Source organism: Diaphorobacter sp. HDW4A (genome assembly GCF_011305995.1).
GTDB lineage: Bacteria > Pseudomonadota > Gammaproteobacteria > Burkholderiales > Burkholderiaceae_C > Diaphorobacter_A.
Window position 1 is genome coordinate 1,001,437 of the sequence record NZ_CP049910.1, and the last position, 25,850, is coordinate 1,027,286.

Below are 25,850 nucleotides of genomic sequence, written 5' to 3' on the forward strand. Positions count from 1 at the left end.
GGGATGAGCGAAACAGCGTCCCCCACGAAAACCCCCAAAGTCGGCTTCGTCAGCCTCGGATGCCCGAAGGCTTTGACCGACAGCGAATTGATCCTCACGCAACTGAGTGCCGAGGGTTATGAAACGTCCAAGACCTTCCAGGGCGCGGACCTTGTGATCGTCAACACCTGTGGCTTCATCGATGATGCGGTCAAGGAAAGTCTGGACACCATTGGCGAGGCGCTGGCCGAGAACGGCAAGGTGATCGTCACCGGCTGTCTGGGAGCCAAGACTGGCAAGGCCGGTGGCGACAACCTGATTCGCGAGGTGCACCCTAGCGTGCTGGCCGTGACCGGGCCGCATGCCACCGACGAGGTGATGAATGCCGTGCACCAGTACCTGCCCAAGCCGCATGATCCGTTCGTTGATCTGGTGCCGGGTGCATTTGGCTCGGCTGGCATCAAGCTCACCCCCAAGCATTACGCCTACTTGAAGATCAGCGAAGGCTGTAACCACCGCTGCACGTTCTGCATCATCCCGTCGATGCGCGGCGATCTGGTGTCGCGTCCGATTGGCGATGTGCTCAAGGAAGCCAAGGCGCTGTTTGAAGGCGGGGTGAAGGAGTTGCTGGTGATCAGCCAGGACACCTCGGCCTTTGGTGTGGATGTGAAGTACCGCACCGGATTCTGGGATGGCAAGCCCGTCAAGACGCGCATGCTGGAGCTGGTCCAGACGCTGGGAGAGATCGCCAAGCCGTATGGCGCGTGGGTGCGTCTGCACTATGTGTATCCGTATCCGAGCGTGGACGAGGTGATTCCGCTGATGGCCACGGGCGCGGTGCTGCCGTATCTGGATGTGCCACTGCAGCACAGCCACCCTGATGTGCTCAAGCGCATGAAGCGCCCCGCCAGCGGCGAGCGCAATCTGGAGCGCATCCAGCGCTGGCGCGAGATCTGCCCGGAAATCGTGATCCGCAGCACTTTCATCGCTGGTTTTCCGGGTGAGACGGAAGAAGAATTCCAGCATCTGCTCGATTTCATCCGTGAAGCGCAGATCGACCGCGCAGGTTGCTTTGCCTACAGCGACGTCGAAGGTGCAGCCGCCAACGAACTGCCCGGCATGCTGCCGCTGGAAGTGCGCGAGGAACGCCGCTCGCGCTTCATGGCCGTGGCTGAAGAGGTGTCGATTGCACGCCTGCAGCGCCGCATTGGCCAGACCATGCAGGTGCTTGTGGACAAGTCCATCGCTTTGGGCAAGAAGGGCGGTGTCGGTCGTACCTATGCTGATGCGCCCGAAATCGACGCGGTCGTGCACCTGCTGCCGCCCGAGAAGATCAGCAAGACCTACAAGGTGGGTGAGTTCACCAAGGTGCGCATTGTTGGCACTCAAGGCCATGATCTGGTCGGACTGCCGATCTGAGTTCAACCCTTGACTCGAATCAACGACCGATTGCTGGATTAGTGCCATTCTGACTCTTTCAGTGAAGGAGTCTGTGCATGCAAAGCACCATGAAGGCGGCGGTCGTCCGCGAATTCGGCAAGCCACTGTCCATCGAAGAAGTACAGGTCCCGCGCCCCGACCCGGGCCATGTGCTCGTCAAGATCGAAGCATGCGGCGTCTGCCACACCGACCTGCATGCGGCCGACGGTGACTGGCCTGTCAAGCCCAATCCACCGTTCATTCCCGGCCACGAAGGCGTCGGCTACGTGGCCGCGGTGGGCGCGGGAGTCACCCATGTGAAGGAGGGCGACCGCGTCGGTGTTCCCTGGCTCTACAGCGCCTGTGGCCATTGCGAGCACTGCCTCGGGGGCTGGGAGACACTCTGCGAACAGCAGAAGAACACCGGCTATTCCGTCAACGGCGGTTTCGCGGAATACGCATTGGCCGATGCCAACTACGTCGGCCTGCTGCCCGCGAATGCCAACTTCATCCAGATCGCCCCCATCCTCTGCGCAGGCGTGACGGTCTACAAGGGCCTCAAGATGACCGACGCCAAACCCGGCAATTGGGTGGTGATCTCCGGCATCGGCGGCCTCGGTCACATGGCAGTGCAATACGCCAAGGCCATGGGTATGAATGTGGCGGCCGTCGATGTGGACGACGCCAAGCTCCACCTCGCCAGCAGACTCGGAGCGACGGTGGTGGTCAACGCCCTCAAGCAGGACCCGGCAGCCTTCATCAAAAAGGAAATCGGCGGTGCACACGGCGCCTTGGTTACTGCTGTCTCGCCCAAGGCCTTCGAACAATCGCTGGGCATGGTGCGCCGGGGCGGCACGGTGTCGCTCGTAGGCCTGCCACCGGGCGGCTTCGAGCTGTCGATCTTCAACATGGTCCTCAACGGCGTGACTGTACGAGGCTCTATCGTCGGCTCTAGATTGGACCTGCAGGAGTCCCTCGACTTCGCGGCGCTAGGCAAGGTCGCGGCGACGGTAAGCACTGACAGGCTGGAAAACATCAACGACATCTTCAATCGCATGCGCGCCAACACCATCGAGGGACGCGTAGTGCTGGACATGTCGGCTTGAGGAGAAGAAGAGTGCACCAGCGGGCGCACCGGCACGAGCGAAGCGAAGTGCCGAACACACCTCTTCGGGTCACTTTTGCGGCAAGCTGTTTGAGCGGAGTGATGCAGGAACGCAGCGAGTTTTACCGCAGGTATTGAAAGCGCGTTTTGGGTTACTTTTTACGCGCAAGCAAAAGGTGACTCCGCCGCCGGGCGGAACTTCCGGCCTCCGCCCTAAAACTACCCCGCAGAAGCATAAAAAAAGGCCTCCACCAAGGAAGCCTCTCATCATGAAGCAGGACGGGCAAGAGCCCGTCCACACTCAAGCATTACACGCGCTTGCGGTATTCACCAGTGCGTGTGTCGATTTCGATCTTGTCTTCCTGAGCCACGAACAACGGCACAGCCACTTCGAAGCCGGTGGCAATCTTGGCGGGCTTCAGAACCTTGCCCGATGTGTCGCCCTTGACGGCTGGCTCGGTCCAGGTGATCTGGCGCACCACGGAAGTGGGCAGTTCCACGGAGATGGCCTTGCCGTCGTAGAACACCACTTCGGCAGTCATGCCATCTTCGAGGTAGTTGATGGCGTCGCCCATGTTTTCGGCTTCGACTTCGTACTGGTTGAAATCGGGGTCCATCCACACGTACATCGGGTCAGCGAAATACGAGTAGGTGCAATCCTTCTTGTCGAGGATCACGTTGTCAATCTTGTCGTCGGCCTTGAACACGTTTTCCGTGCCGAAGTTGCCGATCAGGCTCTTGAGCTTCATGCGCACGGTGGCAGCGCCGCGGCCGCCGCGTGCGTATTCTGTCTTCAGAACGACCATGGGGTCCTTCCCGTGCATGATCACATTGCCGGCGCGGATTTCTTGAGCGATTTTCATAGCTTGCTTGACTGCGAGTTGGGCCGCTCCACAGGCGGGGCGGTAGGGCGAAGTCGTGATGGACTGACTGCCTGACACCCCGACGCATGGTCCGCGGCGGGACGCGCCGGCTGGGCACAAACAAGATTTGTGCAGCCTTCTGATGGCGCAAAGAATGCTATTTTAGCTTTTTTCTGCGACGAACCCCAACAATTGCGTCAGAAGGTCGTTTTGCACCCACAACCGGGTCCGCGCCGCCTGAACGCAGGCCTGCCATTCGGCCAGCATGGGTTTGGTGATGGCGGGTGTACTGCGGGCTTCGGGCAGTTCGTTCCAGAGCGCATGCAGCGCGCGCAGCGAGGGCGGGGCCTGCATCCAGTCGAGAAAGGCATCGAGCTTCTCGTGGTGGGCGTTGTCGTGCTGCGGGTAGATCTGCCAGACGAAAGGCTGACCGGCCCAGAGCGCGCGCACTAGCGAGTCCTCGCCACGCACGAAATTGAGGTCACAGGCCCAGAGCATCTCGTCGAACGCGGGCTGGGTTACTGGCGCAAGAAATTGCGCGTTGCCGGGATGGGCTGGCAGCAGGGCGGCGCGGACCATGGCGCAGGCGCGGCCCGGAGTGACCAGCCATTGGGCCGTGAAGCGATGCTCTGCGAACACTTGTTTGAACGCGGGGGGCTCGTAGCAGAACAGTGAGAAGGCGGTGTCATCGTCCGTGAGGCCGTGGCGTGCCCGCCATGCGTTGCGGTCAAACGCGGCCAAGCGTGTGTTCAGGTCGGGTTCGTGCAGCAGTCCGCCGGTTTGTTCGGTGAAGCCAGGATAGAAGAACCAGCGCGTCAATCCGGCCGCCGGGCCACTCATGATCAGCGAGGGCAGGCCGTGGCAGCGCTCCACATAGCTTTCGGCGGAGAGGTATTCGAGATTGATCCAGACCACGCTGCGCGGGTTGCCTTGCGCCTTGCGTGCGATGGCTTCGACAAAGATCGTTGGAATCTCGCAGCCGAAGGCCTCGATCACGACATCGCCGGGGCCGTCCGCAGGTGCCTCGTGCTGCGGCCACAGATGCACGCTCACGCCCGCACTGCCCTGCGGCGCCATCCATGCGAGGGCGCTTGCGTCGTCGATGAACAGCCGCACCTGGTGCCCGCGCGCGCCCAGATCGGCAGCGAGACGCCAGCACACGCCGACGTCGCCGAAGTTGTCGATGACCTGACAGAAGATATCCCAGCGCTTGGGAGGCTGTTGTGTTGAATTCATGTTTTGGACGCGGAAGGGGCTGCGTTGCCCGCACCTGCGCGCAGATGATCGACCAGCAGGCGCGCCACACCGGAGAGCGATTCGAGCGAACGCACACACAGCGAGAGCTTGCGCTTGGCCCAGGGTTCGGCAAGGGGAATGGTGCGCAGCGCGAGCGCGCCGCGATAGATCTGCGCACTGCCCAGCGGCAGCACACCCACACCCAGGCCGGCCGAAACCATCAGGCACTGCGCATCGTAGCTGGTGACCTGAATGCGCAGCTTGAGGGGGATTTCATGCTCGGCGGCGTTGCGCATCAGCAGGTTGTTGATGGCGCTGCCGGGGTGCATGCCGACGATGTCAAACGCCAGGATTTCCGCGAACCGCAGGCTGCGCCGTCGCGCCAGAGCATGGCTAGCGGGAACCACGACGACCAGTTCGTCCTCGTGGTACGGTAAAAGCGTGACCTGTTCGCCGTAACTGCCGTGGTTGAGAATGCCCACGTCGGCCGCATTCTCGGCCACGGAATGCGCCACGCTGGTGCTGATCTGCTCCTGCAGCTGGACCTGCACCTGCGGATGCGCGGCCATGAAACTCTGCAGCTCGCCGGGCAGGAATTGGGTGATTGCCGAGATGTTGGCGACCACCCGTACCTGACCGCGCACACCCGCGCCGTAGTCGCGCATCTGAGTGGCGATGCCGTCCAGATCGTTGAGCACGCCCCGCGCGAGATTGAGCAGGGCGAAGGCCGCCGGTGTGGGCTCGGTGCCGCGATTGCTGCGGTTGAAAAGCTCCACTTGCAGCGTGTCTTCAAGCTCAGCCAGACGGCGGCTCGCGGCCGATGCGGCGATGTGCTCGCGCGCGGCGGCGCGGGCGATGGCGCTTTCTTCCATCACCGCCACGAACAGGCGCAAGGATATGGGGTCGAGTTTCATGAAGTGCCGATTATCGCCTTGCCGGAGCGTTGCCATGCCGAAATGCGATGGCAGCCTCGCGCATGAGCGTTTTGCACGCATGGTGAATGGCGACATTATCCGCACGAGTGACGTTGTGAATGGAGACAAACAATGACTGAACAAGCCAAACTGTTGGCGACCCCGCAGCTGACGCCCTCCGCGCTGGCGGGCGTGCGCGTGGTAGAGATGGGGCAGCTCATTGCAGGCCCTTTCTGCGGCAAGACGCTGGGCGATTTCGGCGCCGAGATCATCAAGATCGAGGCCACCGTAACCGGCGATCCGCTGCGTAATTGGCGATTGCTGAAGAACGGTACTTCCGTCTGGTGGCAGGTGCAGTCGCGCAACAAGAAATCGGTGGCGCTCGATCTGCGCCAGCAGGAGGCGCAGGACATCGCCCGCAAGCTGATTGCCGAGGCCGATGTGCTGATCGAGAACTTCCGCCCCGGAACGCTCGAGGGCTGGGGCATGTCGCCCGATGAGCTGCATGCGCTCAATCCAGCGCTGATCATTCTGCGCATCTCGGGCTATGGCCAGACCGGTCCGTACCGCGATTTGCCGGGCTTCGGCGTGATCGGCGAGGCCATGGGCGGCCTGCGCCATCTCACGGCCGAGCCGGGCCGCGTGCCGGTGCGTGTCGGCGTGTCCATCGGCGACACGCTGGCCGCGCTGCATGGTGCTATCGGCGTGCTGATGGCGCTCTACCATCGCAAGGCGCATGGCGGCAAGGGGCAGGTGATCGACGTGGCTCTGCACGAGGCGGTGTTCAACTGCATGGAAAGCCTGATCCCCGAGTACAGCGCCTTCAGTGCCGTGCGCGAGGCTGCGGGCAGCGCGCTGCCGGGCATTGCGCCGTCCAACGCCTACCCCTGCAAGGACGGCTGGGTGCTGGTGGCCGGCAATGGAGACAGCATCTTCAAGCGGTTGATGGCGACCATCGGCAGGCAGGATCTGGCCGACGCCCCCGACCTCGCGAGCAACGCGGGCCGCGTGGCACGCATCACCGAAATTGATACGGCGATCGGTCAATGGACGCTGGATCGCAACGTGCAGGAAGTTATGGACGCGCTGGGCGCGGCGCGCGTTCCTGCGGGCAAGGTTTATACCGCCAAGGACATTGCGGAAGATCCGCACTACAAGGCGCGCGACATGCTGCTCACGCAGGAGACGCGCGATGGCTATACGGTGACGGTGCCGGGCGTGATCCCCAAGATGTCGGGCACGCCGGGCGGCGTGCGTTCTTCTGCCCCAGGTCTCGGTGACGATACTGACGCGGTACTGGCCGAAGCGGGGCTCACCAACGAGCAGATCACGCTGCTGCGCAGCAAGGGAGTGATTCAATAATGAGCACCGTCTGGAATGGCAACGGCACACGCATCCGCATGTGCGAAGTGGGAACACGCGATGGGCTGCAGATGGAGCAGCAATTCGTGCCAACCGAGGACAAGATTGCGCTGGTGAATGCGCTGTCGCACACGGGGCTTGCGAAGATCGAAGTGTCTTCGTTCACCTCGCCGACGGCCATCCCCGCGCTGCGCGATGCCGAGATCGTGATGCGCGAGATCGAGCGCGTGCCGAGCGTTGTCTACACCGCTCTCGTACCCAATATGCGCGGCGCGGAGCGCGCCATCGACGCGCACACCGATGAGCTCAACCTCGTCATGTCGGTCAGCGAGACGCACAACATCGCCAACCTGCGCATGACGGGCGAGCAGTCGTTCGCCGCGCTGTCGCAGGTGATCGCGCTGGCGCAGCAGGCCGCGGTGCCGGTCAACGTGTCACTGTCCTGTGTGTTCGGTTGTCCGATGGAGGGCGACGTGCTGGAGGAGCAGGTGTTCGGCTTCGTGCAGCGCTTTGCCGATCTCGGCGTGCAGGGCATCACGCTGTGCGACACCACGGGCATGGCCTTTCCGTCGCAGGTCGCGCGCATCACCTCGCATGCGATCAAGTGCTGGCCGAAGACTGAATTCACCCTGCATTTCCACAACACGCGCGGCATGGGGTTGTCCAATGTGCTCGCGGCCATCGATGCCGGTGCGCGCCAGTTCGATGCATCGCTCGGCGGTCTTGGCGGCTGCCCCTACGCGCCCGGCGCGTCGGGCAATGTCTGCAGCGAAGAAATCGTTCATGCGTTGCAATGCATGGGCTACAACACCGGCGTGGATCTGGATCGGCTGATCGCCGCATCGCAAAGCCTGCCCGCGCTGATCGGCCACGATGTACCGAGCCAGATCGTCAAGGCCGGCAAGCGCTTGGACACGCATCCCGTGCCCGTCGATTTCGACACCATCCGCGAACGCGCGCTCGCACGGGATCAGCAACCGCGCGCGATCTGAGCTGTAGTCTCACCTCACACTTTTTTCACTTTTCGTTCCAGCCAAAAATCAACAGGAGACAAACCATGTTTTTCCAACGTCGTCCACTCGTCGCCGCGCTGGCATTGAGCTCGCTTTGCATGTTCGCCGCAGGCAGTGCCAGTGCCCAGGGCAATTATCCGAATCGCACGATCACCTTCGTCGTACCCGCAGCGGCAGGCGGCACGACCGATCTCGCGGGCCGCATGGCCGCGCAGGCGCTCGGCCCGGTCATCGGCCAGTCTGTGGTGGTGGATAACAAAGGCGGCGGCAACGGCGCCATAGCCGCCACCTTCGTCAAGCGCGCCGAACCCGACGGCTACAACCTGCTGATGCAGTACTCCGGCTACCACGTGATCACGCCACACATCACCAAGGCGCCACAGTGGGAGCAGAAGGACTTCCAGCCCGTCGCCAACATCATGTCCGCGCCGCAGATCATCGTGGTGCGCGACAGCGTGCCCGCCAAGACATTGCAGGAACTGGTCGCCTACGCCAAGACCAACCCCGGCAGGCTCAACTACGCATCGTCCGGCAATGGCTCGCTGCAGCATGTGACAGGCGCAATGCTCGAGCAGCAGGCGGGCATCAAGATGGTTCACGTCCCCTACAAAGGCACGGGCCCCGCATTGCAGGATCTGCTTGGCGGTCAGGTCGATCTGACCTTCGGCACCGCTCCACCATTCATGCCCCACATTCAGGCGGGAAAACTGCGCGTGCTCGCGGTGACTGGCAAGGAGCGCCTGCCCAGCCTGCCGAACGTACCGACCACGGCGGAAGCCGGCTTTGCGGGGGTGAATGCGACTTCGTGGTTCGGCCTGTTCGCGCCAACTGCCGTGCCCAAAGCGGTGGTCGACAAGCTCACCGCCGATCTGAAAAAGGTGGTGGAAGATCCCGCATTCCGCAAGAAGGCGGAAGAGCAGGGCGCCACAGCCGACTACCAGAACCCGCAGCAATTCGGTGAACGTGTGAAGGCCGACTACGCGAACTGGGCCAACGTGGTGAAGAGCGCAAAGATCGAAGCGGACTGATCGTCTGATTGAGCCTGCTCAGGCAGGTCGTTGAAGAAAAATGGCCTTGCGCGAAAGCCCGAGGCCATTTTCTTTGAGATCTTTGTGGATGCTTTTGCGGCCGAGATGCGGCGGCAGGGCAGAAACGACAAAGCCTCTTGATTTCTCAAGAGGCTTTGGGTATTTGGGGTGGCTGATGGGGCTCGAACCCACGACAACAGGAATCACAATCCTGGACTCTACCAACTGAGCTACAGCCACCGTAGTGCAGACTTGAATTATAACGCGATATTTCAGTCTGTTTTGAGAACTTCGAAGTTTTTTATTGCTTTGATGAAATTACTCTGCGCTGGGGCGGGGTACCTTGATCTCGGCCTTGAAGTGCTGTTTGAGCAATTCGTAGTATGCCATAGCTTCTACGCCCGACCAGACTTGAGTGTACTGCTGCTGTTCCTTTTGGTAGGTGGCAGCATCCTGCGCGGCGCGCGGCACGATCTTTTCGACCTTGGCAACAGCATAGCCTGCAGCGCCCAAATTCACACCGACCCAAGAGGGCAGGTTGTCGATGGGGGCTTGCAGCACGGCATCGAGAACGGCGCGGGGCTGGTCATGTGCTTGCTCGCGCGAGACGGTGATCGGTGCGGACAGGCCGGTGGCGGATGCAGGGGCGGCCTTCCATGCGGCGAGCTTGGCGTCGCCATCCTGGCGTGCCATTTCGGCGGCTTTGTCGGCAACGTAGAACGCCTTGGCCTTGTCCTTGGCTTGTTCCCAAGGGATGGTCATGGCGGGCGTGTAGTTCGTCACACGACCTGCGGCGAGCATGCTCGGGCCGACTTCCACGGCTTCGGTCGAGCGCTTGTTCTGCAGCGAGTCTTGAGCGAAGAGTGCTTCGAGGAAGCGTGCATTCGCGAGCGGGCCTTGTGTCTGGGGGCCGGGGACGCGAGCCACATTGGCCACGGTCTGCAGCTTGAGCTTGAACTTGTCGGCCACGGCCTTCAGGTTGTCACCCTGTTCATAGACGGTGTTGGAGAACGTGTCGGCCACTTCGGCGAACTTGCGCTGTGCCTGCTGGTCCTTCAGGTCGGCCTCGAGCTTGGGGCGCAGTTCTTCGAATGAGGGGCGTGGAGGCGTTTTCACATCAGTCAACATGATGATGTGGAAGCCGAAGTCGGATGCCACGACATCGCTGATGTCGCCCTTCTTGAGGGCGTAGGCAGCTTCTTCGAAGGGCTTGACCATCGAGCCGCGTGTGAAGAAGCCCAGATCGCCGCCGGACTTGGCGGAGCCTGGATCTTCGGATTCCTTCTTGGCGACGTCGGCAAAGCTGCCGGGGCTTTTGCGGACTTCGGCGAGGATGGCTTCGGCCTTGGCCTTGGCTTTTTCGCGGTCGGCCGACGATGCGTCCTTCGATGCGCTGATCAGGATGTGGCTTGCGCGGCGCTCTTCCTTGCCGGACAGGCGCTCGAGGTTTTCCTTGTAGTAGGTGCGCAGGTCTTCTTCGTTCGGCACGATGGTGGCCTTCACGGAGTCGAGGTCCAGCACGATGTATTCCACCGAGGCTTGCTCGTTTTGCTGGAAGCGCGGTGCGTTGGCCTTGTAGAAGGCTTCGACGTCGCTGTCGGATGCGGTGACCTTGGCGGTGTAGTTGTTGGCGTCGAAACGCGCAACCTGAATTTCGCGGCCTTGCCAGACGGCATCCATCGCGAGCTTCACTTCTGGCACGGTGCTGAAGGAGGAGGTCAGCACGCCGCCCATCACCTGATTCGTGGACAGGTCGTAGCGCACCTGGTTCTCGAAGCCTTCGGGCGTCAGGCCCTGAGCGCCTACGAGTGCCTTGTAGGCTTCGGCATCCAACGTGCCATCGGGCTTGCGCAGTGCTGCGATCTGCGGAATCTTCTGCAGTTCGCGGGCCAGGCGCACATCAGTGGTGGCGAAGTGCATGTCGCGCGCGGCGGTCTCGTACACCTTGTCGCGCACGATGCGCTCAAGCGTCTCGTACTTGGCTTGCGGCGAGTCGAGCAGCTTGCTGTCCATGGTCGGATTCTGTGCACGCAGGCGGTCACTCGCCTGGCGGTGTGCGGCATCCCAATCGGCTTGGGTGATGTCCTTGCCATTCACGCGCGCCACAACCGGGCTTTTTTCGGTGAAGTAGTTCTGGTTCACACCGACGAGAATGAACGAAGGGACGATCAGCAAGACCAGCAAGAACATCACTATCTTTGAGTGCTTGCGGATGGCTTCAAACATGGTCAGTCAATCTTTCTGGCAACAAAAGAAAAGGCGAACCTTGCGTTCGCCTTGGCTTGGGCGGGGTGGCAACGTTGTGTGGCATTGGTTCCCGAAGGCGGCTTGGCGACGATGAAAGTCGGAGTCCTTGGGTACCGATTGCTTGCAGCAACCACCAACGAGGCTTGTCGCCCAACATGGACGGCAATCGAAAGATTGTACCTTTTCGTTTGCGGATTTCACTGCCTTGCTCTCTCGCAAGCCACCAGACGATGCAGTGCCAATGCGTTTTTGCCACGGCCTGTCAACTCTTCTGGTGCCTGCGCTACAAACGTGCGGACACAAAAAAACCACCGGAATTTCTTCGGGTGGTTTCTTCATGAAGGGGATTTAGTGGTGGGTGCTAACGGGGTCGAACCGCTGACCTACGCCTTGTAAGGGCGCCGCTCTACCAACTGAGCTAAGCACCCACTTCAATCAACCTGTCAGTTCAGGGCATCCTTCAACGCCTTGCCTGGACGGAACTTTGGCACTTTTGCTGCCTTGATCTTGATTGTATCACCAGTACGGGGGTTGCGACCCGTACGAGCTGCACGCTTGCCCACCGCGAAGGTGCCGAAACCGACGAGCGACACCGTGCCACCCTTTTTCAGCGTCTTCTTGACCGCATCGATCGTGGATTCCAGAGCGCGCGCAGCGGCGGCTTTGGAAATGTCGGCGTTGTTAGCAATATGCTCAATCAGTTCGGTTTTATTCACAAGGAACCTCTCGCAAATGAGTGGATGGAATTAGTTCGTTCTTGCATACCTGGAGGGAGTTTTCTGTTGCCACCTTGCGGCAACTCATCAGTCTGAAAGAAAGACTGAACGCTCAACAGATTGCTGCTCCAGATTAAAGCTATCACGTTCGCTGGTGTCAATACAGACCACCGCTTAGCAACAGCATGGATAGGAATTCTAGTCGTATTTTTCGCTGGCTCTGTGGCTCGTTGCCGCTTTTGCGGCGCAAAACCGCATGCAGTCTTCTTGCGGTTGACTTGGATGCAACAGATGTAGCGATATTGATGTTTGCTACTTGACAACGCGAGCACGAATTTCCGGCAGGGCTTTCTGCAGGTAGTAGACCATCGACCAGACCGTCAGAATCGCTGCAATCCAGATGAGCCATGTGCCCCACACGCCGGTGTCGATGACGCCGAAGAGCTTGCTGTCATACAGAAGAAACGGAATGGCGACCATCTGCACCGTCGTCTTGAGCTTGCCCAGCATGTGCACTGCAACGCTCTTGCTTGCACCAATCTGGGCCATCCACTCGCGCAGCGCCGAAATGGCGATCTCGCGACCAATGATGATCAGCGCCACGAACACATCTGCGCGCTGCAGATGCACCAGAACGAGGAGCGCGGCACACACGAGGAACTTGTCTGCGACCGGATCAAGAAATGCGCCGAAGGACGACGTCTGATTGAGCTTGCGGGCCAGATATCCATCGAGCCAGTCGGTGATCGCGAAGGCGATGAACATCACTGTTGCGATCAGGTTCTGCGTCTGCGGCTCCAGCGGTGCGGAGAACACCCCCACGATCAAAGGGATCGCGACGATGCGCGTCCAGGTCATTATGGTGGGGATGGTGAAAAACATGAGGTGATTGTGTCATGCAAAGCAAAGCCCTGCCAGCGACCCTAACCACGGGGTGTGAAACAGGGCCTTGGCTTGGCAGGAGATCAGCGCAACGCGCGGTAGATTTCTTCCGCAAGCTCGCGGGAAATCCCGTCGACGGATGCCAGATCTTCGACACTCGCGTCACCCACGCCGCGCACACCGCCAAAGCGTTGCAGTAACCGCGCGCGCTTCTTCGGGCCGATGCCGGGGATGTCTTCGAGCCTGCTGCCGCCCACACGCACCTTGGCGCGTGCGGCGCGCATGCCGGTGATCGCAAAGCGGTGTGCTTCGTCGCGAATTTGTGCCACCAGCATGAGCGCGGCCGAATCCTTGCCGAGGTAGACCTTCTCGCGGCCGTCGGCAAACACCAGATCTTCAAGGCCCACCTTGCGACCTTCTCCCTTTTCGACGCCAACGATGCGCGTGAGATCAAGCCCGAGACTCTCGAACACCTCGCGCGCCATACTGACCTGGCCCTTGCCGCCATCGACCAGCACCAGATCGGGCAGTCGCGCCTGACCGGCCGCCACCTCGGCGCCTCCGGCCTCGCGCTGCGCCTCGGCCACCTTGCTGTAGCGGCGCGTGAGCACCTGGCGCATGGCGGCGTAGTCGTCACCGCCCGTGATGCCCTCGATCTTGAAGCGGCGGTATTCGCTGCTTTGCATCTTGTGGTGATGGAACACAACGCAGGAGGCTTGTGTCGATTCGCCCGCAGTGTGTGAGATGTCGAAGCACTCGATGGTGAGCTGATCGAGATTCTCTGCCTCCAGATCCAGCGCCTCGGCCAGCGCGCGGGTGCGCGCCTGCTGAGAGCCTTCTTCGGACAGAAGCCGCGCGAGCTGGATGTCCGCATTCTTCTGCGCCATCTCCAGCCACACACGCCGCTGCTCGCGCGGCTGGCTCACCGCGTGCACGCGCACGCCGCTTTGTTCGCTCAGTGCATCGAGCAGCGCCTCGTCCACCGGTTCGCTCACCAGCAGCGTGGGCGGCACGGGCACGTGCAGATAGTGCTGCGCGATGAAGGCTTCGAGCACCTGCTGCGCCACGGGGAGCTGTTCGGTCTCGGGCTCTCCTGAGGCTTCCGGCTCGGCGCAATCGCTGTCCTTTTCGGCGCGATAGATGGCCGTCGCATCTTCCACATGGGTTGGAAAGTAGGCGCGGTCACCAAGGTGCCTGCCGCCGCGTACCATCGCCAGATTCACGCAGGCGCGACCGCCGTGCACCTTCACGGCCAGAATGTCCACATCCTTGTCGGAGACGGTCTCGATTGCCTGTTGATGCAGTACCCGAGACAGCGCCGTGATCTGATTGCGTATCTCGGCGGCCTGCTCGAATTCGAGCTTCTCGGAGTGCGCCATCATGCGCGCCTCGAGTTGCTGTAGCAGCTCCTGAGTCTCGCCGCGCAGCATCGCCTCGGCGTGGCCCACGTCGACCGAATAGGCTTCTGGCGAAATCAGATTGACGCATGGTGCTGTGCAACGCTTGATTTGATAAAGCAGGCAAGGCCGCGTGCGGTTGGAAAAAACGGTGTCTTCGCAAGTGCGCAGACGGAACACCTTCTGCAGCAGAAGGATGGTCTCCTTGACAGCCCATGCGCCGGGGTAAGGTCCAAAGTAGCGATGCCGCTTGTCCACCGAGCCGCGGTAGTAGGCCACGCGTGGAAACTTCTGACCTGGCGCGGAGCCCGTCCCGTCTTTGGCCGCTACGCCAGTGATTTTCAAATAGGGATAGCTCTTGTCGTCGCGGAACAGGATGTTGTACTTGGGGTTCAGCGACTTGATCAGATTGTTTTCAAGCAGCAGCGCCTCTGCCTCGGAGCGCACTACCGTGGTCTCCAGCCGCACGATCTTGCTGATCATATGTCCGATGCGCGTGCCACCGTGGTTCTTTGCGAAGTAGCTCGAAACCCGCTTTTTGAGATTGCGCGCCTTGCCCACATAGAGCAGCGCATCCTGTGCATCAAAATAGCGATACACGCCTGGCAGGGGCGGCAGCGCGGCCACTTGGGCTAGCAATTCGGCGGAGTGCAATTCGGGAGAGGCAGACGACATGCGCCTATTGTCATCGCAGTTGGACTGGCTTGCCATGAAGCGTGCTGCGGCTCTCGGCAGCACGTGGAGGCGAAACTGTCACCAGATGCGAATCTTCAGAGGGCTGTATCCAGCACCATCATCATCACGAAGCCGGTCATCAGTCCTGCGGTGGCGAACGCTTCATGTCCCTTGCGGTGCGACTCGGGAATGATCTCGTGGCTGATCACGAACAACATGGCGCCCGCTGCAAAACCAAGGCCCCACGGGAGGAGGGTGACGGAGTTGCTGATCATGGCGGCACCGATCACCGCACCCAACGGTTCAACGAGCCCCGAAAGCATTCCCAGCAGCACCGAAAACCCACGCGAGTAGCCGACCGCCAACAGCGCTGCAGCCACTACAAAGCCTTCGGGTACGTCCTGAATGGCGATGCCGATGGCCAGTGCGTTGGCGCGCAGGCCTTCGTTGCCCGCATATCCGACGCCAATGGCCAGACCTTCGGGCAGGTTGTGCAGAATGATGGCGATGACGAACAACCAGGTGCGGCGCAGCTTCTGGGCAGACGCACCTTCGCGGCCCTTAATGAAGTGTTCGTGAGGCAGCAGCCGGTCCAATGCCAGCAACGCCAATCCTCCGAGCAGGATGGCTGAGCCCACGATGCCGCCGGCTCCCCATGCACTGCCTGAGAATGACGAGGCCGAGCGCGCTGCTTCCAGCGCAGGCATCACCAAGGAGAAAGCACAGGCCGCGAGCATGACACCCGCACCGAAGCCAAACAGCGTGTCCTGCACGCGCTCGGAGGGGCGTTGGGCGAACAGTACAGGCAGCGTTCCCAGCGCAGTGGCCAACGCCGCGATGCTTGCGCCAACCAACGCGTTGCGCGCTGCTTGCTGCTCCTGCAGTGCATTCCACAGAAACATGCATGCCGCCAGAAGGCCCATCGTGCAGATGACGAGTCCTATGCACGTCTTCAGGCGCAACGGTGATCTGTCCAAGGCAATGGCTGGGCGCTGGGAAGGCTCTTCGATCAGCATGTCCGTCTCTTCTTTCTGTATGGGGAAGTAGTGGCGTCTGGGCGGTGAAGCGGTCAGCAGGTCAGATGCCGATCACCGCGATGTCGCAGCGGCGTAGCGACGTGCAACCTCTGCCCAATGAATGACGTTGTAGAACGCAGCGATGTATTCGGGGCGACGGTTCTGGTACTTCAGGTAGTACGCGTGTTCCCATACATCGAGGCCCAGAATCGGCGTGTTGCCCGACGCGATGCCCGGCATGAGCGGTGAGTCCTGATTGGCGCTGCTTTCCACAGTCAGCTTGCCAGCCGAGTTCACGCAAAGCCAGGCCCAGCCGCTTCCGAAGCGGGTCAGTGCAGCCTTGGTGAACTCCGCGCGAAACGTGTCCATCCCGCCAAGTTCCGCAGAGATGGCGTTTGCCAGATCGCCCGTGGGTTCGCCACCGCCCTGTGGCGACATCACTTGCCAGAACAGGCTGTGGTTGGCATGTCCGCCGCCGTTGTTGCGCACAGGTGCCTGCAGTTTTTCGGGCAATACATCGATCTGCGCAATCAAGTGATCGACCGGCATCTCCGCAAACTCGGTCCCTTCCAACGCAGCGTTCAGATTGTTCACATACGTCTGGTGGTGCTTGGTGTAGTGGATCTCCATGGTCTGGGTGTCGATGTTCGGCTCCAGTGCGTCATAGGTGTAAGGCAGTTGCGGAAGGACATGTGGCATGGAGATATCTCGTTAGGGTAGAAGGCGTGGATTCCTGAGCGGGCTTGGCGGTGGGCGTCAGTGCAGCGATGTGCTTTGTGCCGTGCTCCAGTGAAGACCCGTCGGCAACAAGGCGTCGACCGTATTCGGCGTACCGCTTCGTCGCGTTTCGTGCTCGTTCAATGCGGCCCATGTATAGCGAATGTGGTGACACGCAGCGATTCGCATCGATTGCGACTCGTCCTCGTTCTCCATGATCGACTTGAGCCGGTTGTGAGCGCATTGCAGACATTCGGCGGCGCTGGAAGGCTGATCCAACGTTTCCAGACATTCCGCGAGATTCAAATGCGCGACGACAAATGCGGCGAGCCGATCGTCATCCGGCACATCGATGCTGTCGGTGTGCTTGAAGAGCAACCGGTGTGCGACGCGCAGCGCCTGTTCGTGCCAGGAAAAGGCGTGCACAACGCATTGCGCTTGCCGGGCATCGTTGCCCGCATGAGTGAGTCTGCGCCATTCGGCAAGCAGGGCGCTGGTGGACAGTTCGGTCGTCCTTGATTGGGTGCTCATGGGTTTTCCCTTTCGTTCCATGACATGGCGGCGAGTTGCTCCGTCTTGCCGGATGGGTGAACGCGCACGATGCGAAGCGCATCGGGTCGCTCGACAAGCACGCAGGCCTTGCCTGTGCGCTTGCAGTGATCTTCCACGCGCCAGAACGAGTCGAGCGAAACGCAGCCTGCTTGGCAGATCACCAGATCAGCCGCATGCAAGCTGCGCTCGAGCAGGGCAGGGTCCGCATGGGCGAAGTCGTTGGTACCTGACTCTGCCTGCGCAGTCGTTGCGGGCTCAGCATCTGTTGAATCAACAGTGCCATGCAGGCCCCAGCTTGCCAAAGTGCGTTGCAGTTGCAGACGCTCTTCGCGCTCCCATGCAAGCAGGCTCTCCCGTGCCATGAGCCGTGCACGTGTGCGGATGAGCTCCCCATGCAGGCGCTCGATTTCTTGCTCACGGGTCATTGCGTGCTCCGTGCAGCGCCCTTGCAGAGCCCCGCAACGTCGCAGCAAGACGCCATGTTCCAGCACAAGCTGCTGGATGTCTTCATTGCGGTATGACACGATGCTCTCGCCTCCAATGTCTGATGCTCCTGCTGATTTCTGATGCCTCGAATGGATGGATCTTTCACCACTCTTTAGAAACATTGTAAATGCGAATCGTTTTTATTCATTAAACCATGCGCGCATCGATGATTTGGTTTGATGGAAGAGCGCAACGAGCGTCGTGATACCGGCAGCCGGCGCGTGGCGCTTAACCATGTGCCTAGTGCAAGCGCAAAAAAAGCCAGCGGGCTTGTTGAAACCCGCTGGCTGAACCACGATGAAAAGAACCTTGGAGCAACTGTTGTGATTGCACCAGCCGTCAGTATATCCAATATTGAGAATGGTTCTCAGTACATTGGCGTTTTATTTTTCTGTTGGGATCCGCATTGGAGGTATCGCTCACCACGCCAATGCAGTGGCCGGTCACAGCTTGTCTGCTACGTCCTTCAGACATGAAACCAGCAGTTGTGCACCCGGTGTAAGTTGGCGGTTGCGACTCCACATCACGCCTGCTGGGCGCATGAGCCGTGGCAGCGTGAGTGGCAGGATTTTGAGTGGTTGAATGGGGTCCTTGGCCACCGCTGCTGCCATCATCGCCACCGCATTGGTCATGTGCAGGTAAGAGCGGATCAGGTGCGTGGACAGCGTTTCGATGTAATTGTTGGAGAGCGAGATTCCATGGCGTTCAAGAATGCGTTCCAGCGGATCGCGCAACTGTGATCCGGTAGGGGGGAGGACCCATGGGTAGTTTCTGAGGTCTGACCACTTCATTTTTTTCTTCTGCGCCAACGGATGTGCCGGGCCAGTCATCAGTGCCAGCGGCTCTTCGAGCAGCTCGAGTTCATCCACTTCGTGATGGGCATGGCGCGGAGGCAGGCGTCCGATCAGCAGGTCGATTTTGCCTTGCAGCAGGTCAGGCATCAGGGTGTGGATCGTGCCTTCGGTGACCAGTACATTGGTGCCGGGAGAACGTTCTTTGAGACGGGCAAGCGCGGAGGGCAGAAGCGCCGATGTCCACGCCGGAAATACGCCGACATGGATCTTGCCTTCGGTGCCTGAGCTGATGGCACGCAGTTCCTCGCGTGCGTGATGGAGGTTCACCAGCATGTTGCGCGCATGGCGGATCAGGCATTCACCATAGGCGGTAGCTTGCAGGCCATGATGGGTGCGGGTGAAGAGCTGCAGGCCCAGTCCCTTCTCGAGTTCGGAGAGTGCCTTGGAGACAGCCGGCACTGTCACATGCGAGATGTCCGCCACTTGTTTGAGGTTGCCGAAGTCGTCAAGCGCGACGAGCAGGCGCAGCTGACGTGCCTTGAGATTGATCTGCAGATACCAATCGAGTTGGGATGCGGTCATTTCGTCGTTGTCGTATTTTTTTGGTCGTTGCGTTGTCTCTCGCCCAAGCTTAACTGAACCCTCAACCCCCAAGGTGAATTTCTCAATCGACACTGCACATGCGTGCATGCACCATTGTTGGCTCGACAACAATGAACTGAGCAGTGAGACAAAGCATGAGCGATTCCAGAAGAAAAATCCTTCGATATGCGGTGGCGTTGGCATGCGCGGCAAGCTGCATGGTTGCGCGAGCCGATACCGTCTTTCCGAGCAAACCCATGACCCTGTATGTAGCCTTCGCACCCGGAGGTGCGGGCGACATCGTCGCGCGTCTGGTCACGCGCAAGATGTCCGAGAGCATGGGGCAGCCCTTTGTGATCGAGAACCGTCCAAGTCCGGTTGTGGCTGTGCAGACGGTGCAGCGCGCCAAGCCTGATGGATACACCATGATGATGGCAGGCAGTGGTACGGCGTTGACATCGGCGCTTTTCAAGAAGCTGCCGTACGATTTGATGAAGGACTTCCGCCATGTCTCATCCCTGTCGACCTTCGATCTGGCGTTGATCACCGTAGCCGACTCCAGCTTCAAATCCGTCGCGGATGTGCTCGCCTATGCAAAGGCCCATCCCGGAAAACTCAACATCGGCACGGTGCGTGTGGGTAGCACGCAGAACCTGTCGGCTGAAATGTTCAAGTCCATGACGGGCTTGGACGCCTCAGTTGTTCCTTATAAGACGACTGCCGAGGTGATTTCTGGCTTGCGCAGCAAGGACATTCATGTGGCTATGGAAATGGTGCCTCCCTTGCTCGGTCAGATTGTGGGTGGCAGTATCCGCCCGCTTGCGGTGTCATCGCTGCAGCGCTATCCGGGTCTTCCGAATGTGCCTACGTTGAACGAAAGCGGTGTGAAGGACTACGAGTCTGGCTCGTGGAACGGAGTGAGTGTTCCGGCGGGAACACCCAACGAGGTGGTCAATAGGCTGGCTAGCGAGATCGGCAAGGCGGTCAACTCGCCAGAGGTGCAGCAGGAACTGCTCAAGATGGGCATGAGGCCCGACAAGAGCTCGCCCGAGTTGATGACCCGTCGCATGCAGGCAGACATCGACAAATGGCATGGCGTGATCAAGAAGGCGAATATTCCGCTGCAATAGAAGGCACGCGTTCCCCAATCACCGGCTTTGGCATCACGCTGACCGGTGATTTTTGAATCGAAATTCGTTGTCCTTGCATGCTCGTTTTGTCATCAAAAGACCGGTGAGTTAACTGTTTGCTCAAGCGTCCGGAAACATAACTCAATAGACGTTGCGGGGACTTTTTCGGCACAGTTCCGACCGGCGCGCGGTACAGGGTACAGGCCTGACGGAGCGTTCCATCGACACATCCCTCAGGAGGCAAGCCCACCATCGCGTATGGGCGGGCACGGAACAATGACCAGACGAACCAAGACAATTCATTCCATCGCTGCCTGTTCGGCGATGTGCGCGCTGGTGACCGCCAGCGGCACGGCAGTGGCGCAGTCATCGCTCACGGTGTTTGGCGTAATGGACGCGGCAGTGCGCCGTACCAACACGGACGGAGTCGGCCATGTACTCTCGATGGCCAGCGGCTCGTACACCAGCAGCCGTTACGGCTTTCGTGGACGCGAGGATCTGGGTAATGGCCTGAACGCATCGTTTTGGCTGGAGTCGTTTCTCAGCACCGATACCGGGCTCGCATCGCCCGACGGATTTCAGCGTCGTGCCACGCTGAGCCTTTCGCATGCAGAGTGGGGCGAATTGCGCATGGGGCGCGATTTCACGCCAACACACGCCAACTGGTCACGGTTCGATCCGTTCAATTACGTGGGTATTGGCTCGGTGCAATTATTCTCGCTAAGCGCCACGGGAACCACGCCGGTGACGGCCGCCTTCGGTAGCAATTCCAACAGCATTCAGCGCTCAAGCAATGGCGTGCAATATCTGCTGCCACGTAACAGTTGGGGCGTGGAAGGCGGCTTCACCAAAGCGTTTGGTGAAAGCAAGGTCTCCGCGAGCGACCAGCACGACTCCATCGGTGGGCGGTTGGGCATCAATCTGGGGCCGGTGTTCGTCTCTGCAGCCAGCTACACCACGCACGATGACAAGACGATCTCCAACTTCAAGGATCGCGCTCTGGCTGCGTCATGGGATGCCGGAGTGGTCAAGCTGTCGGCGGGCATTCGGCGCTTCGATTACCGGGATGCAAGGCAAAACAACTACTTGCTTGCAGCCATCGTGCCTTGGGGCGCGCACGAGGCAAAGCTCTCATTGAACCGCACCAAGATGGGCGGCAGTGTGGGCACCACATCTGTCAATGGCGACGGTGCGGATCAACTTGCTTTGGGCTATGTGTACCACTTGTCAAAGCGTACTGTGGCCTACGCGACTGCAGCGACGATTCGCGATAAGGGCAATACACGCTTTGTCGTGCCAGGCGCGCCTGTGGGCACGGCGGGTGCGAAGTCGCAGGGCTTTGAGTTCGGCATGAACCACGAGTTTTGACGAGAAGGCCGCACAACATGCGTGAATTGTTTCGTCATACCTCGTTCGTGCGCTTCTGATGGGCGCGCACGGCGTCGACCATGGCCACGCAGATGTTGATGCTGGCCATCGGCTGGCATATGTATGACGTGACCGGCAATGCGTGGGAGCTGGGGCTGGTGGGGCTTTTCCAGTTCGCACCCGCCTTGTTCATGACCTTGCTGGCCGGACAGGTTGTGGATCGCGTGCACCGGGCACGGTTGGTGGCGCTGTGCCTGTTCGTGCAGGCCTGTGTGGCACTGGCTTTGGTGATGGTGACCGGGCAGAGCGAGGCGACGCGGCCCATGCTTCTGGCGCTCTCGCTGGTGCTGGGGGGATTGAGGCCATTTCAGATGTCGGCACAGCAGGCCCTGGTTCCGTTGCTCGTGCCGCCGATGCTTCTGGCCCGTGCCACGGCGTTCAGCTCATCGGCCACGCAGACCGCTGTGATCGCCGGGCCTGCGGTGGGCGGGCTGTTGTTTGCGGTGAATCCGAACGCGGTCTATTTGAGCTGTGCCATGCTGTTTTGTGCCGCTGCTGTGTGGAGTCTTGCCATTCGATATGAACATGAGCCTGCACCACGAGAGCCGGTCAATGTGCAGAGCCTGCTCGCGGGAGCGCGGTTCGTGTGGGGGCATCCGCAGTTGCTGGGCGCCATATCCCTCGATCTTTTTGCGGTACTGCTCGGTGGCGCTACCGCGCTTTTACCGATCTTTGCGCGGGACATTCTGTATATCGGACCGCAGGGCCTGGGACTGCTGCGCTCGGCACCGGCGGTAGGTGCCGTTTGTGTGGGGTTCCATCTGGCGCGCAACCCCCTGCGAAGCGGGGTGGGACGCAAGTTGCTCATCTCCGTAGGCGTGTTCGGCGTCTGTATGGTGGTGTTCGGGTTGTCGCGATCGGTCTGGCTATCGGCGATGGCTTTGGTGGTCTCGGGCGGCGCGGACATGGTGAGCGTGGTGGTGCGACAGACGCTGGTGCAGCTCGAAACTCCCAATCACATGCGAGGCCGCGTGGCGGCCATCAACACATTGTTCATCGGTGCAAGCAACCAACTGGGCGAGTTTGAATCCGGCGCCGCTGCTGCGCTCATTGGACCCGTGGCTGCAGTGGTGCTCGGCGGGGTTGGAACCATCGGAATAAGTTGGCTGTGGCGACGATGGTTCGAGCCGTTGGCACGACGCGAAAAACTAGTGTCTGAACAAAAGTGCAATGCATGAAACACGCATGAATAAAGGCATTCAGCCGCATTCATAGGCGTTTTCCCGAGTGTCTGAATGCAGCATGGAGAGTGACTCGGTGCACACCAAAAGTACCAGTGAATGTTTTATTTGTGTAGTGGCAGATGGGCGCCATTTCAATATTCTTCCAACCCATAGCGACATCGCTTCTGTGCCGTTTCAAATCAGACATCGCAGCCAGAGACCAAGAACCCAAGGAGTACAAAGTTGTCCAAGAAAGTGCCTCTCAAAATTGCCATCGCGGAACATCCGCATACCTCGGCAATCCGCAATGGTTCTATTCCCATTGAAGGCGTCGAGCCCGAGTTCATCACCGTCAAGCCGCAGATCGGCGCGTTCCGCCGCATGGTGCGTGATGTCGAGTTCGACGTTTGCGAGCTGGCCCCCACCACCTACATCATTGCGCGCGCTTACGGCGCTCCGTTCGTGGCGCTGCCGGTTTTCGTGGTTCGTCGCTTCCACCACGGCGGCCTGTTGATCCGTCCCGATGCGGGCATCAACACCCCCAAGGATCTGGAAGGCAAGAAGGTCGGCGTGCGCGCTTATTCGGTCACCACGGGTGTCTGGACGCGTCAGGTGCTGATCGACGAATTCGGTCTCGATTCGTCCAAGGTCACCTGGGTGGTGGATGATGAGGAGCATGTCACGCAGCTCAAGCTGCCGTCGAATGTGATTCACGCGCCCGAAGGCACTTCGTTGGCCGACATGATGGCGAGCGGTGAGCTGGTTGGCGGCTTTGCCGCTGCGGCTGGCATCGGCCGAACCGGCGCGCCCACCGGCGGCTGGAAGGAAGTTGAGGCGGACTATCCAGACCTGCTGCCTAACGCTGCGGAGTTGGAAAACGAATACTTTGCGCGTACCGGCATCTACCCGATGCACGGCACCATCGTGGTGAAGGATTCGGTGCTGGCCGACAACCCGTGGATTGGCAAGTCGCTCTACAACGCCTTCGACCAAGCCAAGAAAGAATGGCTGGAGCGTTTGAACTCCGGCGAAGCCAACACGGATGGCGACAAAAAATACCGCGCGCTGCAGAAGATCGTCGGGGCCGATCCGCTGCCTTACGGCCTGCAGGAAAACCTGAAGACCATCGAGGCGCTGGAAGCCACCGCGTTCAAACAGGGCCTCACACCGCGCCGCATGTCCATCAACGAGCTGTTCGTTGATCCGCAAGCCTGAGAACAAGAGGGAAGAGAAAAATGATCATCGATTGCCACGGTCACTTCACGACCGTTCCTGCATCGTTTCGCGCATGGCGCGCCAAACAGGTCGAGTTTGCCGACAATCCCGCCGGTGCACCTTCGCGTGCTGAAGCGCATGTCTCGGACGACGAGATCCGCGAAGCCATCGGCAACGGCCAGCTCAAGCTGCAGCGCGAGCGCGGCAGCGACCTGACGCTGTTCTCGCCCATCGCAGGCCTGATGAGCCATCACCTGGGCAACGAGCGCACATCGCTCGAATGGGCCGAAGTCTCCAACGATCTGGTGCGTCGCGTCTGCGATCTGTATCCAGACAACTTCGCGCCGGTCTGCCAACTGCCGCAGTCGCCCGGTGCCGCGCCGAAGAACTCCGTTCCCGAGCTGCGCCGCTGTGTGGAAGAAATGGGTTTCGTGGGCTGCAACCTGAACCCCGACCCGAGCGGTGGCTACTGGACCGGAAAGCCCATGACGGACCGTGAGTGGTATCCGATCTATGAGGCGCTGTGCGAGCTGGATGTGCCCGCGATGATCCACGTGGCTGCCTCTTGCAATCCATGCTTCCACGGCACTGGTGCGCACTATCTGAATGCCGACACCTCGGTTTTCATGCAACTGCTGCAGGGCGATCTTTTCAAGGACTTCCCAACGCTGCGTCTGGTGATTCCCCATGGCGGCGGCGCGGTGCCCTATCACTGGGGACGCTATCGCGGCATGTCGCTGGAGATGGCAAACCGTCCGCTGGAAGGCCTGCTCGAAAACATCTTCTTTGACACCTGCGTGTACCACCACCCCGGCGTTGAGCTGCTGACCAAGGTGGTTCCGACCAGCAACGTGATGTTCGGCTCCGAGATGATCGGTGCAGTGCGCGGCACTGATCCCAACACCGGCCACTATTTCGACGACACCAAGCGCTATCTGGACGCCTGCACCGCACTCAGCGATGCGGACCGCGCGGCGATCTTCGAAGGCAATGCACGCCGGGTCTATCCACGTCTGGATGCACAGCTCAATGCCCGTGGCAAACGCTTTGCAGCGGCTTTGGAGGCTGCATGAACTACATCGACATTCACCCGCACATCATCTCGGACGACGAGACGCGCTACCCACCAGCGCCGCTGTTCGGCAAGCGCTCGGACTGGTCGCAGGAGCGCCCCAGCACCGTCGAATCGCTGATCGCTGCGATGGACGCGGCGGGCGTGGCCAAGGCCGCCGTCGTGCATTCGTCGACCACCTACGGCTTTGACAATTCCTACGTGGTCGATGGTTGCAACCAGTACGCGGATCGACTGGTGGCGGTCGGCTCGGTGGACATGTTGGATGACAACGTCGAAAAGGTCATTCGCGGCTGGGCCGACAAGCGCCTTGCGGGTCTGCGCATTTTCACGGGTGGCTCGACCAAGGATTTTGATCCGAGCGAGTTGGACAATCCCAAGTCCTTCAAGGCGTGGGAAGTGATCAGTGAATTGGGCCTGCCCATGTGCATTCAGACGGGCCCCATCGGTCTGCCGCAGGTGCGCATGCTGGCCGAGAAGTTCCCGAAAGTGAACATCATTCTGGATCACCTCGGTCGCCCCGATGTACTGGATGGCCTTCCGTACAAGAACGCGCAGAGCCTGTTCGACATGGCGGATCTGCCCAATCTGTATATGAAGCTCACGCCGCGCATCTTTGGCGATGTGAAGAAGGACAAGGCGAGCGCCGAGACCTTCTTCCCGCGCTTGGTCGAAGCGTTCGGTGCAAAGCGGCTGGCATGGGGATCGAACTTTCCCACGTCACCGGGCACACTCAAGGAAATTCTGGCGACGGCACAGGACGGGCTGGCTTCCTTGAGCGAAGCGGATCGTGAATGGGTGTTTGGAAAGACGGCGCAAACGCTGTACCCAACGCTCGCGTGACGTACCGGGTTTGAGT

The 25,850-nt window shown here is 60.3% G+C and carries 23 protein-coding genes, 2 tRNA genes and 1 pseudogene; 12 read left to right on the forward strand and 14 right to left on the reverse strand.

The features are described from left to right. The first annotated feature begins 3 nt into the window (after positions 1-3). Complete coding sequence (gene rimO, locus G7047_RS04495) at positions 4-1,398, forward strand: 30S ribosomal protein S12 methylthiotransferase RimO (RefSeq protein ID WP_166301352.1); 1,395 nt, start codon at positions 4-6, stop codon at positions 1,396-1,398. A gap of 77 nt (positions 1,399-1,475) precedes the next feature. After that, the gene (adhP, locus tag G7047_RS04500) at positions 1,476-2,504 is read left to right on the forward strand and encodes an alcohol dehydrogenase AdhP (RefSeq protein ID WP_166301355.1); all 1,029 of its coding nucleotides are present in this window, start codon (positions 1,476-1,478) and stop codon (positions 2,502-2,504) included. A 307-nt stretch (positions 2,505-2,811) separates the two neighbouring features. Here the strand turns inward: adhP and efp are convergent, their stop codons facing one another. The 3 genes from efp to G7047_RS04515 all read right to left on the reverse strand — a co-directional run bounded on the left by efp (position 2,812) and on the right by G7047_RS04515 (position 5,516). Then, positions 2,812-3,366, reverse strand: a complete 555-nt coding sequence (gene efp / locus G7047_RS04505) for an elongation factor P (protein WP_166301358.1) — start codon at positions 3,364-3,366, stop codon at positions 2,812-2,814. A 162-nt stretch (positions 3,367-3,528) separates the two neighbouring features. Next, a complete protein-coding gene (earP, locus tag G7047_RS04510) occupies positions 3,529-4,602 on the reverse strand; it encodes an elongation factor P maturation arginine rhamnosyltransferase EarP (RefSeq protein ID WP_166301361.1) in 1,074 nt (357 codons plus the stop codon). Further along, positions 4,599-5,516, reverse strand: a complete 918-nt coding sequence (locus G7047_RS04515; RefSeq protein WP_166301364.1) for a LysR substrate-binding domain-containing protein — start codon at positions 5,514-5,516, stop codon at positions 4,599-4,601. Before G7047_RS04515 ends, earP begins: the two co-directional genes overlap by 4 nt. Before the next feature lie 132 nt (positions 5,517-5,648). Here G7047_RS04515 and G7047_RS04520 point away from each other — a divergent pair, with 132 nt between their 5' ends. The 3 genes from G7047_RS04520 (at position 5,649) to G7047_RS04530 (ending at position 8,919) form a co-directional block, all read left to right on the forward strand. Beyond that, positions 5,649-6,878, forward strand: a complete 1,230-nt coding sequence (locus tag G7047_RS04520; RefSeq protein WP_166301367.1) for a CaiB/BaiF CoA-transferase family protein — start codon at positions 5,649-5,651, stop codon at positions 6,876-6,878. Next, entirely contained in the window at positions 6,878-7,870 is a 993-nt protein-coding gene (locus G7047_RS04525; RefSeq protein ID WP_166301370.1) for a hydroxymethylglutaryl-CoA lyase, read from the forward strand. The genes G7047_RS04520 and G7047_RS04525 overlap by 1 nt, the downstream gene beginning before the upstream one ends. Positions 7,871-7,935: 65 nt before the next feature. Beyond that, a complete protein-coding gene (locus tag G7047_RS04530; RefSeq protein WP_166301373.1) occupies positions 7,936-8,919 on the forward strand; it encodes a tripartite tricarboxylate transporter substrate binding protein in 984 nt (327 codons plus the stop codon). 164 nt (positions 8,920-9,083) lie between these two features. Here the strand turns inward: G7047_RS04530 and G7047_RS04535 are convergent. From G7047_RS04535 to G7047_RS04580, 10 genes are all read right to left on the reverse strand, one after another. Further along, a tRNA-His gene (locus G7047_RS04535) sits at positions 9,084-9,159 on the reverse strand. 78 nt (positions 9,160-9,237) lie between these two features. After that, the gene (locus G7047_RS04540; RefSeq protein WP_166301376.1) at positions 9,238-11,145 is read right to left on the reverse strand and encodes a SurA N-terminal domain-containing protein; all 1,908 of its coding nucleotides are present in this window, start codon (positions 11,143-11,145) and stop codon (positions 9,238-9,240) included. A gap of 373 nt (positions 11,146-11,518) precedes the next feature. Continuing rightward, positions 11,519-11,594: transfer RNA gene (locus tag G7047_RS04545), tRNA-Val, on the reverse strand. A gap of 15 nt (positions 11,595-11,609) precedes the next feature. Further along, positions 11,610-11,900, reverse strand: coding sequence for an HU family DNA-binding protein (locus tag G7047_RS04550; protein WP_305793620.1), 291 nt, complete (start codon positions 11,898-11,900; stop codon positions 11,610-11,612). A 294-nt stretch (positions 11,901-12,194) separates the two neighbouring features. After that, positions 12,195-12,764 carry a CDP-diacylglycerol--glycerol-3-phosphate 3-phosphatidyltransferase gene (gene pgsA / locus G7047_RS04555; protein WP_166301379.1) on the reverse strand — a complete coding sequence of 190 codons (570 nt, stop codon included), beginning with the start codon at positions 12,762-12,764 and terminating at the stop codon, positions 12,195-12,197. Between the two features lie 83 nt (positions 12,765-12,847). Beyond that, positions 12,848-14,836, reverse strand: coding sequence for an excinuclease ABC subunit UvrC (uvrC, locus tag G7047_RS04560; protein ID WP_166301382.1), 1,989 nt, complete (start codon positions 14,834-14,836; stop codon positions 12,848-12,850). A 95-nt stretch (positions 14,837-14,931) separates the two neighbouring features. Further along, positions 14,932-15,852 carry a ZIP family metal transporter gene (locus G7047_RS04565; RefSeq protein WP_166301385.1) on the reverse strand — a complete coding sequence of 307 codons (921 nt, stop codon included), beginning with the start codon at positions 15,850-15,852 and terminating at the stop codon, positions 14,932-14,934. Between the two features lie 72 nt (positions 15,853-15,924). Then, positions 15,925-16,551: a superoxide dismutase gene (locus G7047_RS04570; protein WP_166301388.1), complete on the reverse strand. Its 627-nt coding sequence runs from the start codon at positions 16,549-16,551 to the stop codon at positions 15,925-15,927. 57 nt (positions 16,552-16,608) lie between these two features. Next, a complete protein-coding gene (locus tag G7047_RS04575; protein WP_166301391.1) occupies positions 16,609-17,100 on the reverse strand; it encodes a hypothetical protein in 492 nt (163 codons plus the stop codon). Beyond that, the gene (locus G7047_RS04580) at positions 17,097-17,546 is read right to left on the reverse strand and encodes a DUF2325 domain-containing protein (RefSeq protein ID WP_166301394.1); all 450 of its coding nucleotides are present in this window, start codon (positions 17,544-17,546) and stop codon (positions 17,097-17,099) included. Before G7047_RS04580 ends, G7047_RS04575 begins: the two co-directional genes overlap by 4 nt. Positions 17,547-17,786: 240 nt before the next feature. Between G7047_RS04580 and G7047_RS04585 the strand changes: the two genes are divergently transcribed. Next, on the forward strand, positions 17,787-18,083 hold the full coding sequence (locus tag G7047_RS04585) for a hypothetical protein (protein ID WP_166301397.1): 297 nt from the start codon (positions 17,787-17,789) through the stop codon (positions 18,081-18,083). Here G7047_RS04585 and G7047_RS04590 read toward each other — a convergent pair. Continuing rightward, complete coding sequence (locus G7047_RS04590; protein WP_166301400.1) at positions 18,051-18,983, reverse strand: LysR substrate-binding domain-containing protein; 933 nt, start codon at positions 18,981-18,983, stop codon at positions 18,051-18,053. The two genes, G7047_RS04585 and G7047_RS04590, sit on opposite strands and share 33 nt — an antisense overlap. Before the next feature lie 257 nt (positions 18,984-19,240). On the opposite strand from G7047_RS04590, the gene G7047_RS04595 reads away from it, so the two are divergent. The 6 genes and pseudogenes from G7047_RS04595 to G7047_RS04620 all read left to right on the forward strand — a co-directional run bounded on the left by G7047_RS04595 (position 19,241) and on the right by G7047_RS04620 (position 25,834). Continuing rightward, a complete protein-coding gene (locus G7047_RS04595; protein ID WP_240939371.1) occupies positions 19,241-20,113 on the forward strand; it encodes a tripartite tricarboxylate transporter substrate binding protein in 873 nt (290 codons plus the stop codon). 276 nt (positions 20,114-20,389) lie between these two features. Next, positions 20,390-21,481, forward strand: a complete 1,092-nt coding sequence (locus G7047_RS04600) for a porin (RefSeq protein ID WP_166301406.1) — start codon at positions 20,390-20,392, stop codon at positions 21,479-21,481. 17 nt (positions 21,482-21,498) lie between these two features. Then, positions 21,499-22,719 (forward strand): annotated as a pseudogene (locus tag G7047_RS04605) (MFS transporter). Positions 22,720-22,947: 228 nt separating this feature from the next. Beyond that, positions 22,948-23,919 carry a PhnD/SsuA/transferrin family substrate-binding protein gene (locus G7047_RS04610; protein ID WP_166301412.1) on the forward strand — a complete coding sequence of 324 codons (972 nt, stop codon included), beginning with the start codon at positions 22,948-22,950 and terminating at the stop codon, positions 23,917-23,919. A gap of 20 nt (positions 23,920-23,939) precedes the next feature. Beyond that, entirely contained in the window at positions 23,940-24,992 is a 1,053-nt protein-coding gene (locus tag G7047_RS04615; protein WP_166301415.1) for an amidohydrolase family protein, read from the forward strand. Further along, positions 24,989-25,834, forward strand: a complete 846-nt coding sequence (locus G7047_RS04620) for an amidohydrolase (protein WP_166301418.1) — start codon at positions 24,989-24,991, stop codon at positions 25,832-25,834. The genes G7047_RS04615 and G7047_RS04620 overlap by 4 nt, the downstream gene beginning before the upstream one ends. Positions 25,835-25,850 lie beyond the last annotated feature (16 nt).

Bases quoted from the DNA above. Each gene is read 5' to 3' on its own strand.
- G7047_RS04595 (WP_240939371.1), top strand. From the start codon at position 19,241: ATGACCCTGTATGTAGCCTTCGCACCCGGAGGTGCGGGCGACATCGTC.
- G7047_RS04525 (WP_166301370.1), top strand. From the start codon at position 6,878: ATGAGCACCGTCTGGAATGGCAACGGCACACGCATCCGCATGTGCGAA.
- efp (WP_166301358.1), bottom strand. From the start codon at position 3,366: ATGAAAATCGCTCAAGAAATCCGCGCCGGCAATGTGATCATGCACGGG.
- G7047_RS04600 (WP_166301406.1), top strand. From the start codon at position 20,390: ATGACCAGACGAACCAAGACAATTCATTCCATCGCTGCCTGTTCGGCG.
- pgsA (WP_166301379.1), bottom strand. From the start codon at position 12,764: ATGTTTTTCACCATCCCCACCATAATGACCTGGACGCGCATCGTCGCG.
- G7047_RS04540 (WP_166301376.1), bottom strand. From the start codon at position 11,145: ATGTTTGAAGCCATCCGCAAGCACTCAAAGATAGTGATGTTCTTGCTG.
- rimO (WP_166301352.1), top strand. From the start codon at position 4: ATGAGCGAAACAGCGTCCCCCACGAAAACCCCCAAAGTCGGCTTCGTC.
- G7047_RS04530 (WP_166301373.1), top strand. From the start codon at position 7,936: ATGTTTTTCCAACGTCGTCCACTCGTCGCCGCGCTGGCATTGAGCTCG.
- adhP (WP_166301355.1), top strand. From the start codon at position 1,476: ATGCAAAGCACCATGAAGGCGGCGGTCGTCCGCGAATTCGGCAAGCCA.
- G7047_RS04580 (WP_166301394.1), bottom strand. From the start codon at position 17,546: ATGACCCGTGAGCAAGAAATCGAGCGCCTGCATGGGGAGCTCATCCGC.
- G7047_RS04585 (WP_166301397.1), top strand. From the start codon at position 17,787: ATGGAAGAGCGCAACGAGCGTCGTGATACCGGCAGCCGGCGCGTGGCG.
- G7047_RS04515 (WP_166301364.1), bottom strand. From the start codon at position 5,516: ATGAAACTCGACCCCATATCCTTGCGCCTGTTCGTGGCGGTGATGGAA.
- uvrC (WP_166301382.1), bottom strand. From the start codon at position 14,836: ATGTCGTCTGCCTCTCCCGAATTGCACTCCGCCGAATTGCTAGCCCAA.
- G7047_RS04615 (WP_166301415.1), top strand. From the start codon at position 23,940: ATGATCATCGATTGCCACGGTCACTTCACGACCGTTCCTGCATCGTTT.
- earP (WP_166301361.1), bottom strand. From the start codon at position 4,602: ATGAATTCAACACAACAGCCTCCCAAGCGCTGGGATATCTTCTGTCAG.
- G7047_RS04590 (WP_166301400.1), bottom strand. From the start codon at position 18,983: ATGACCGCATCCCAACTCGATTGGTATCTGCAGATCAATCTCAAGGCA.
- G7047_RS04570 (WP_166301388.1), bottom strand. From the start codon at position 16,551: ATGCCACATGTCCTTCCGCAACTGCCTTACACCTATGACGCACTGGAG.
- G7047_RS04575 (WP_166301391.1), bottom strand. From the start codon at position 17,100: ATGAGCACCCAATCAAGGACGACCGAACTGTCCACCAGCGCCCTGCTT.
- G7047_RS04565 (WP_166301385.1), bottom strand. From the start codon at position 15,852: ATGCTGATCGAAGAGCCTTCCCAGCGCCCAGCCATTGCCTTGGACAGA.
- G7047_RS04520 (WP_166301367.1), top strand. From the start codon at position 5,649: ATGACTGAACAAGCCAAACTGTTGGCGACCCCGCAGCTGACGCCCTCC.
- G7047_RS04620 (WP_166301418.1), top strand. From the start codon at position 24,989: ATGAACTACATCGACATTCACCCGCACATCATCTCGGACGACGAGACG.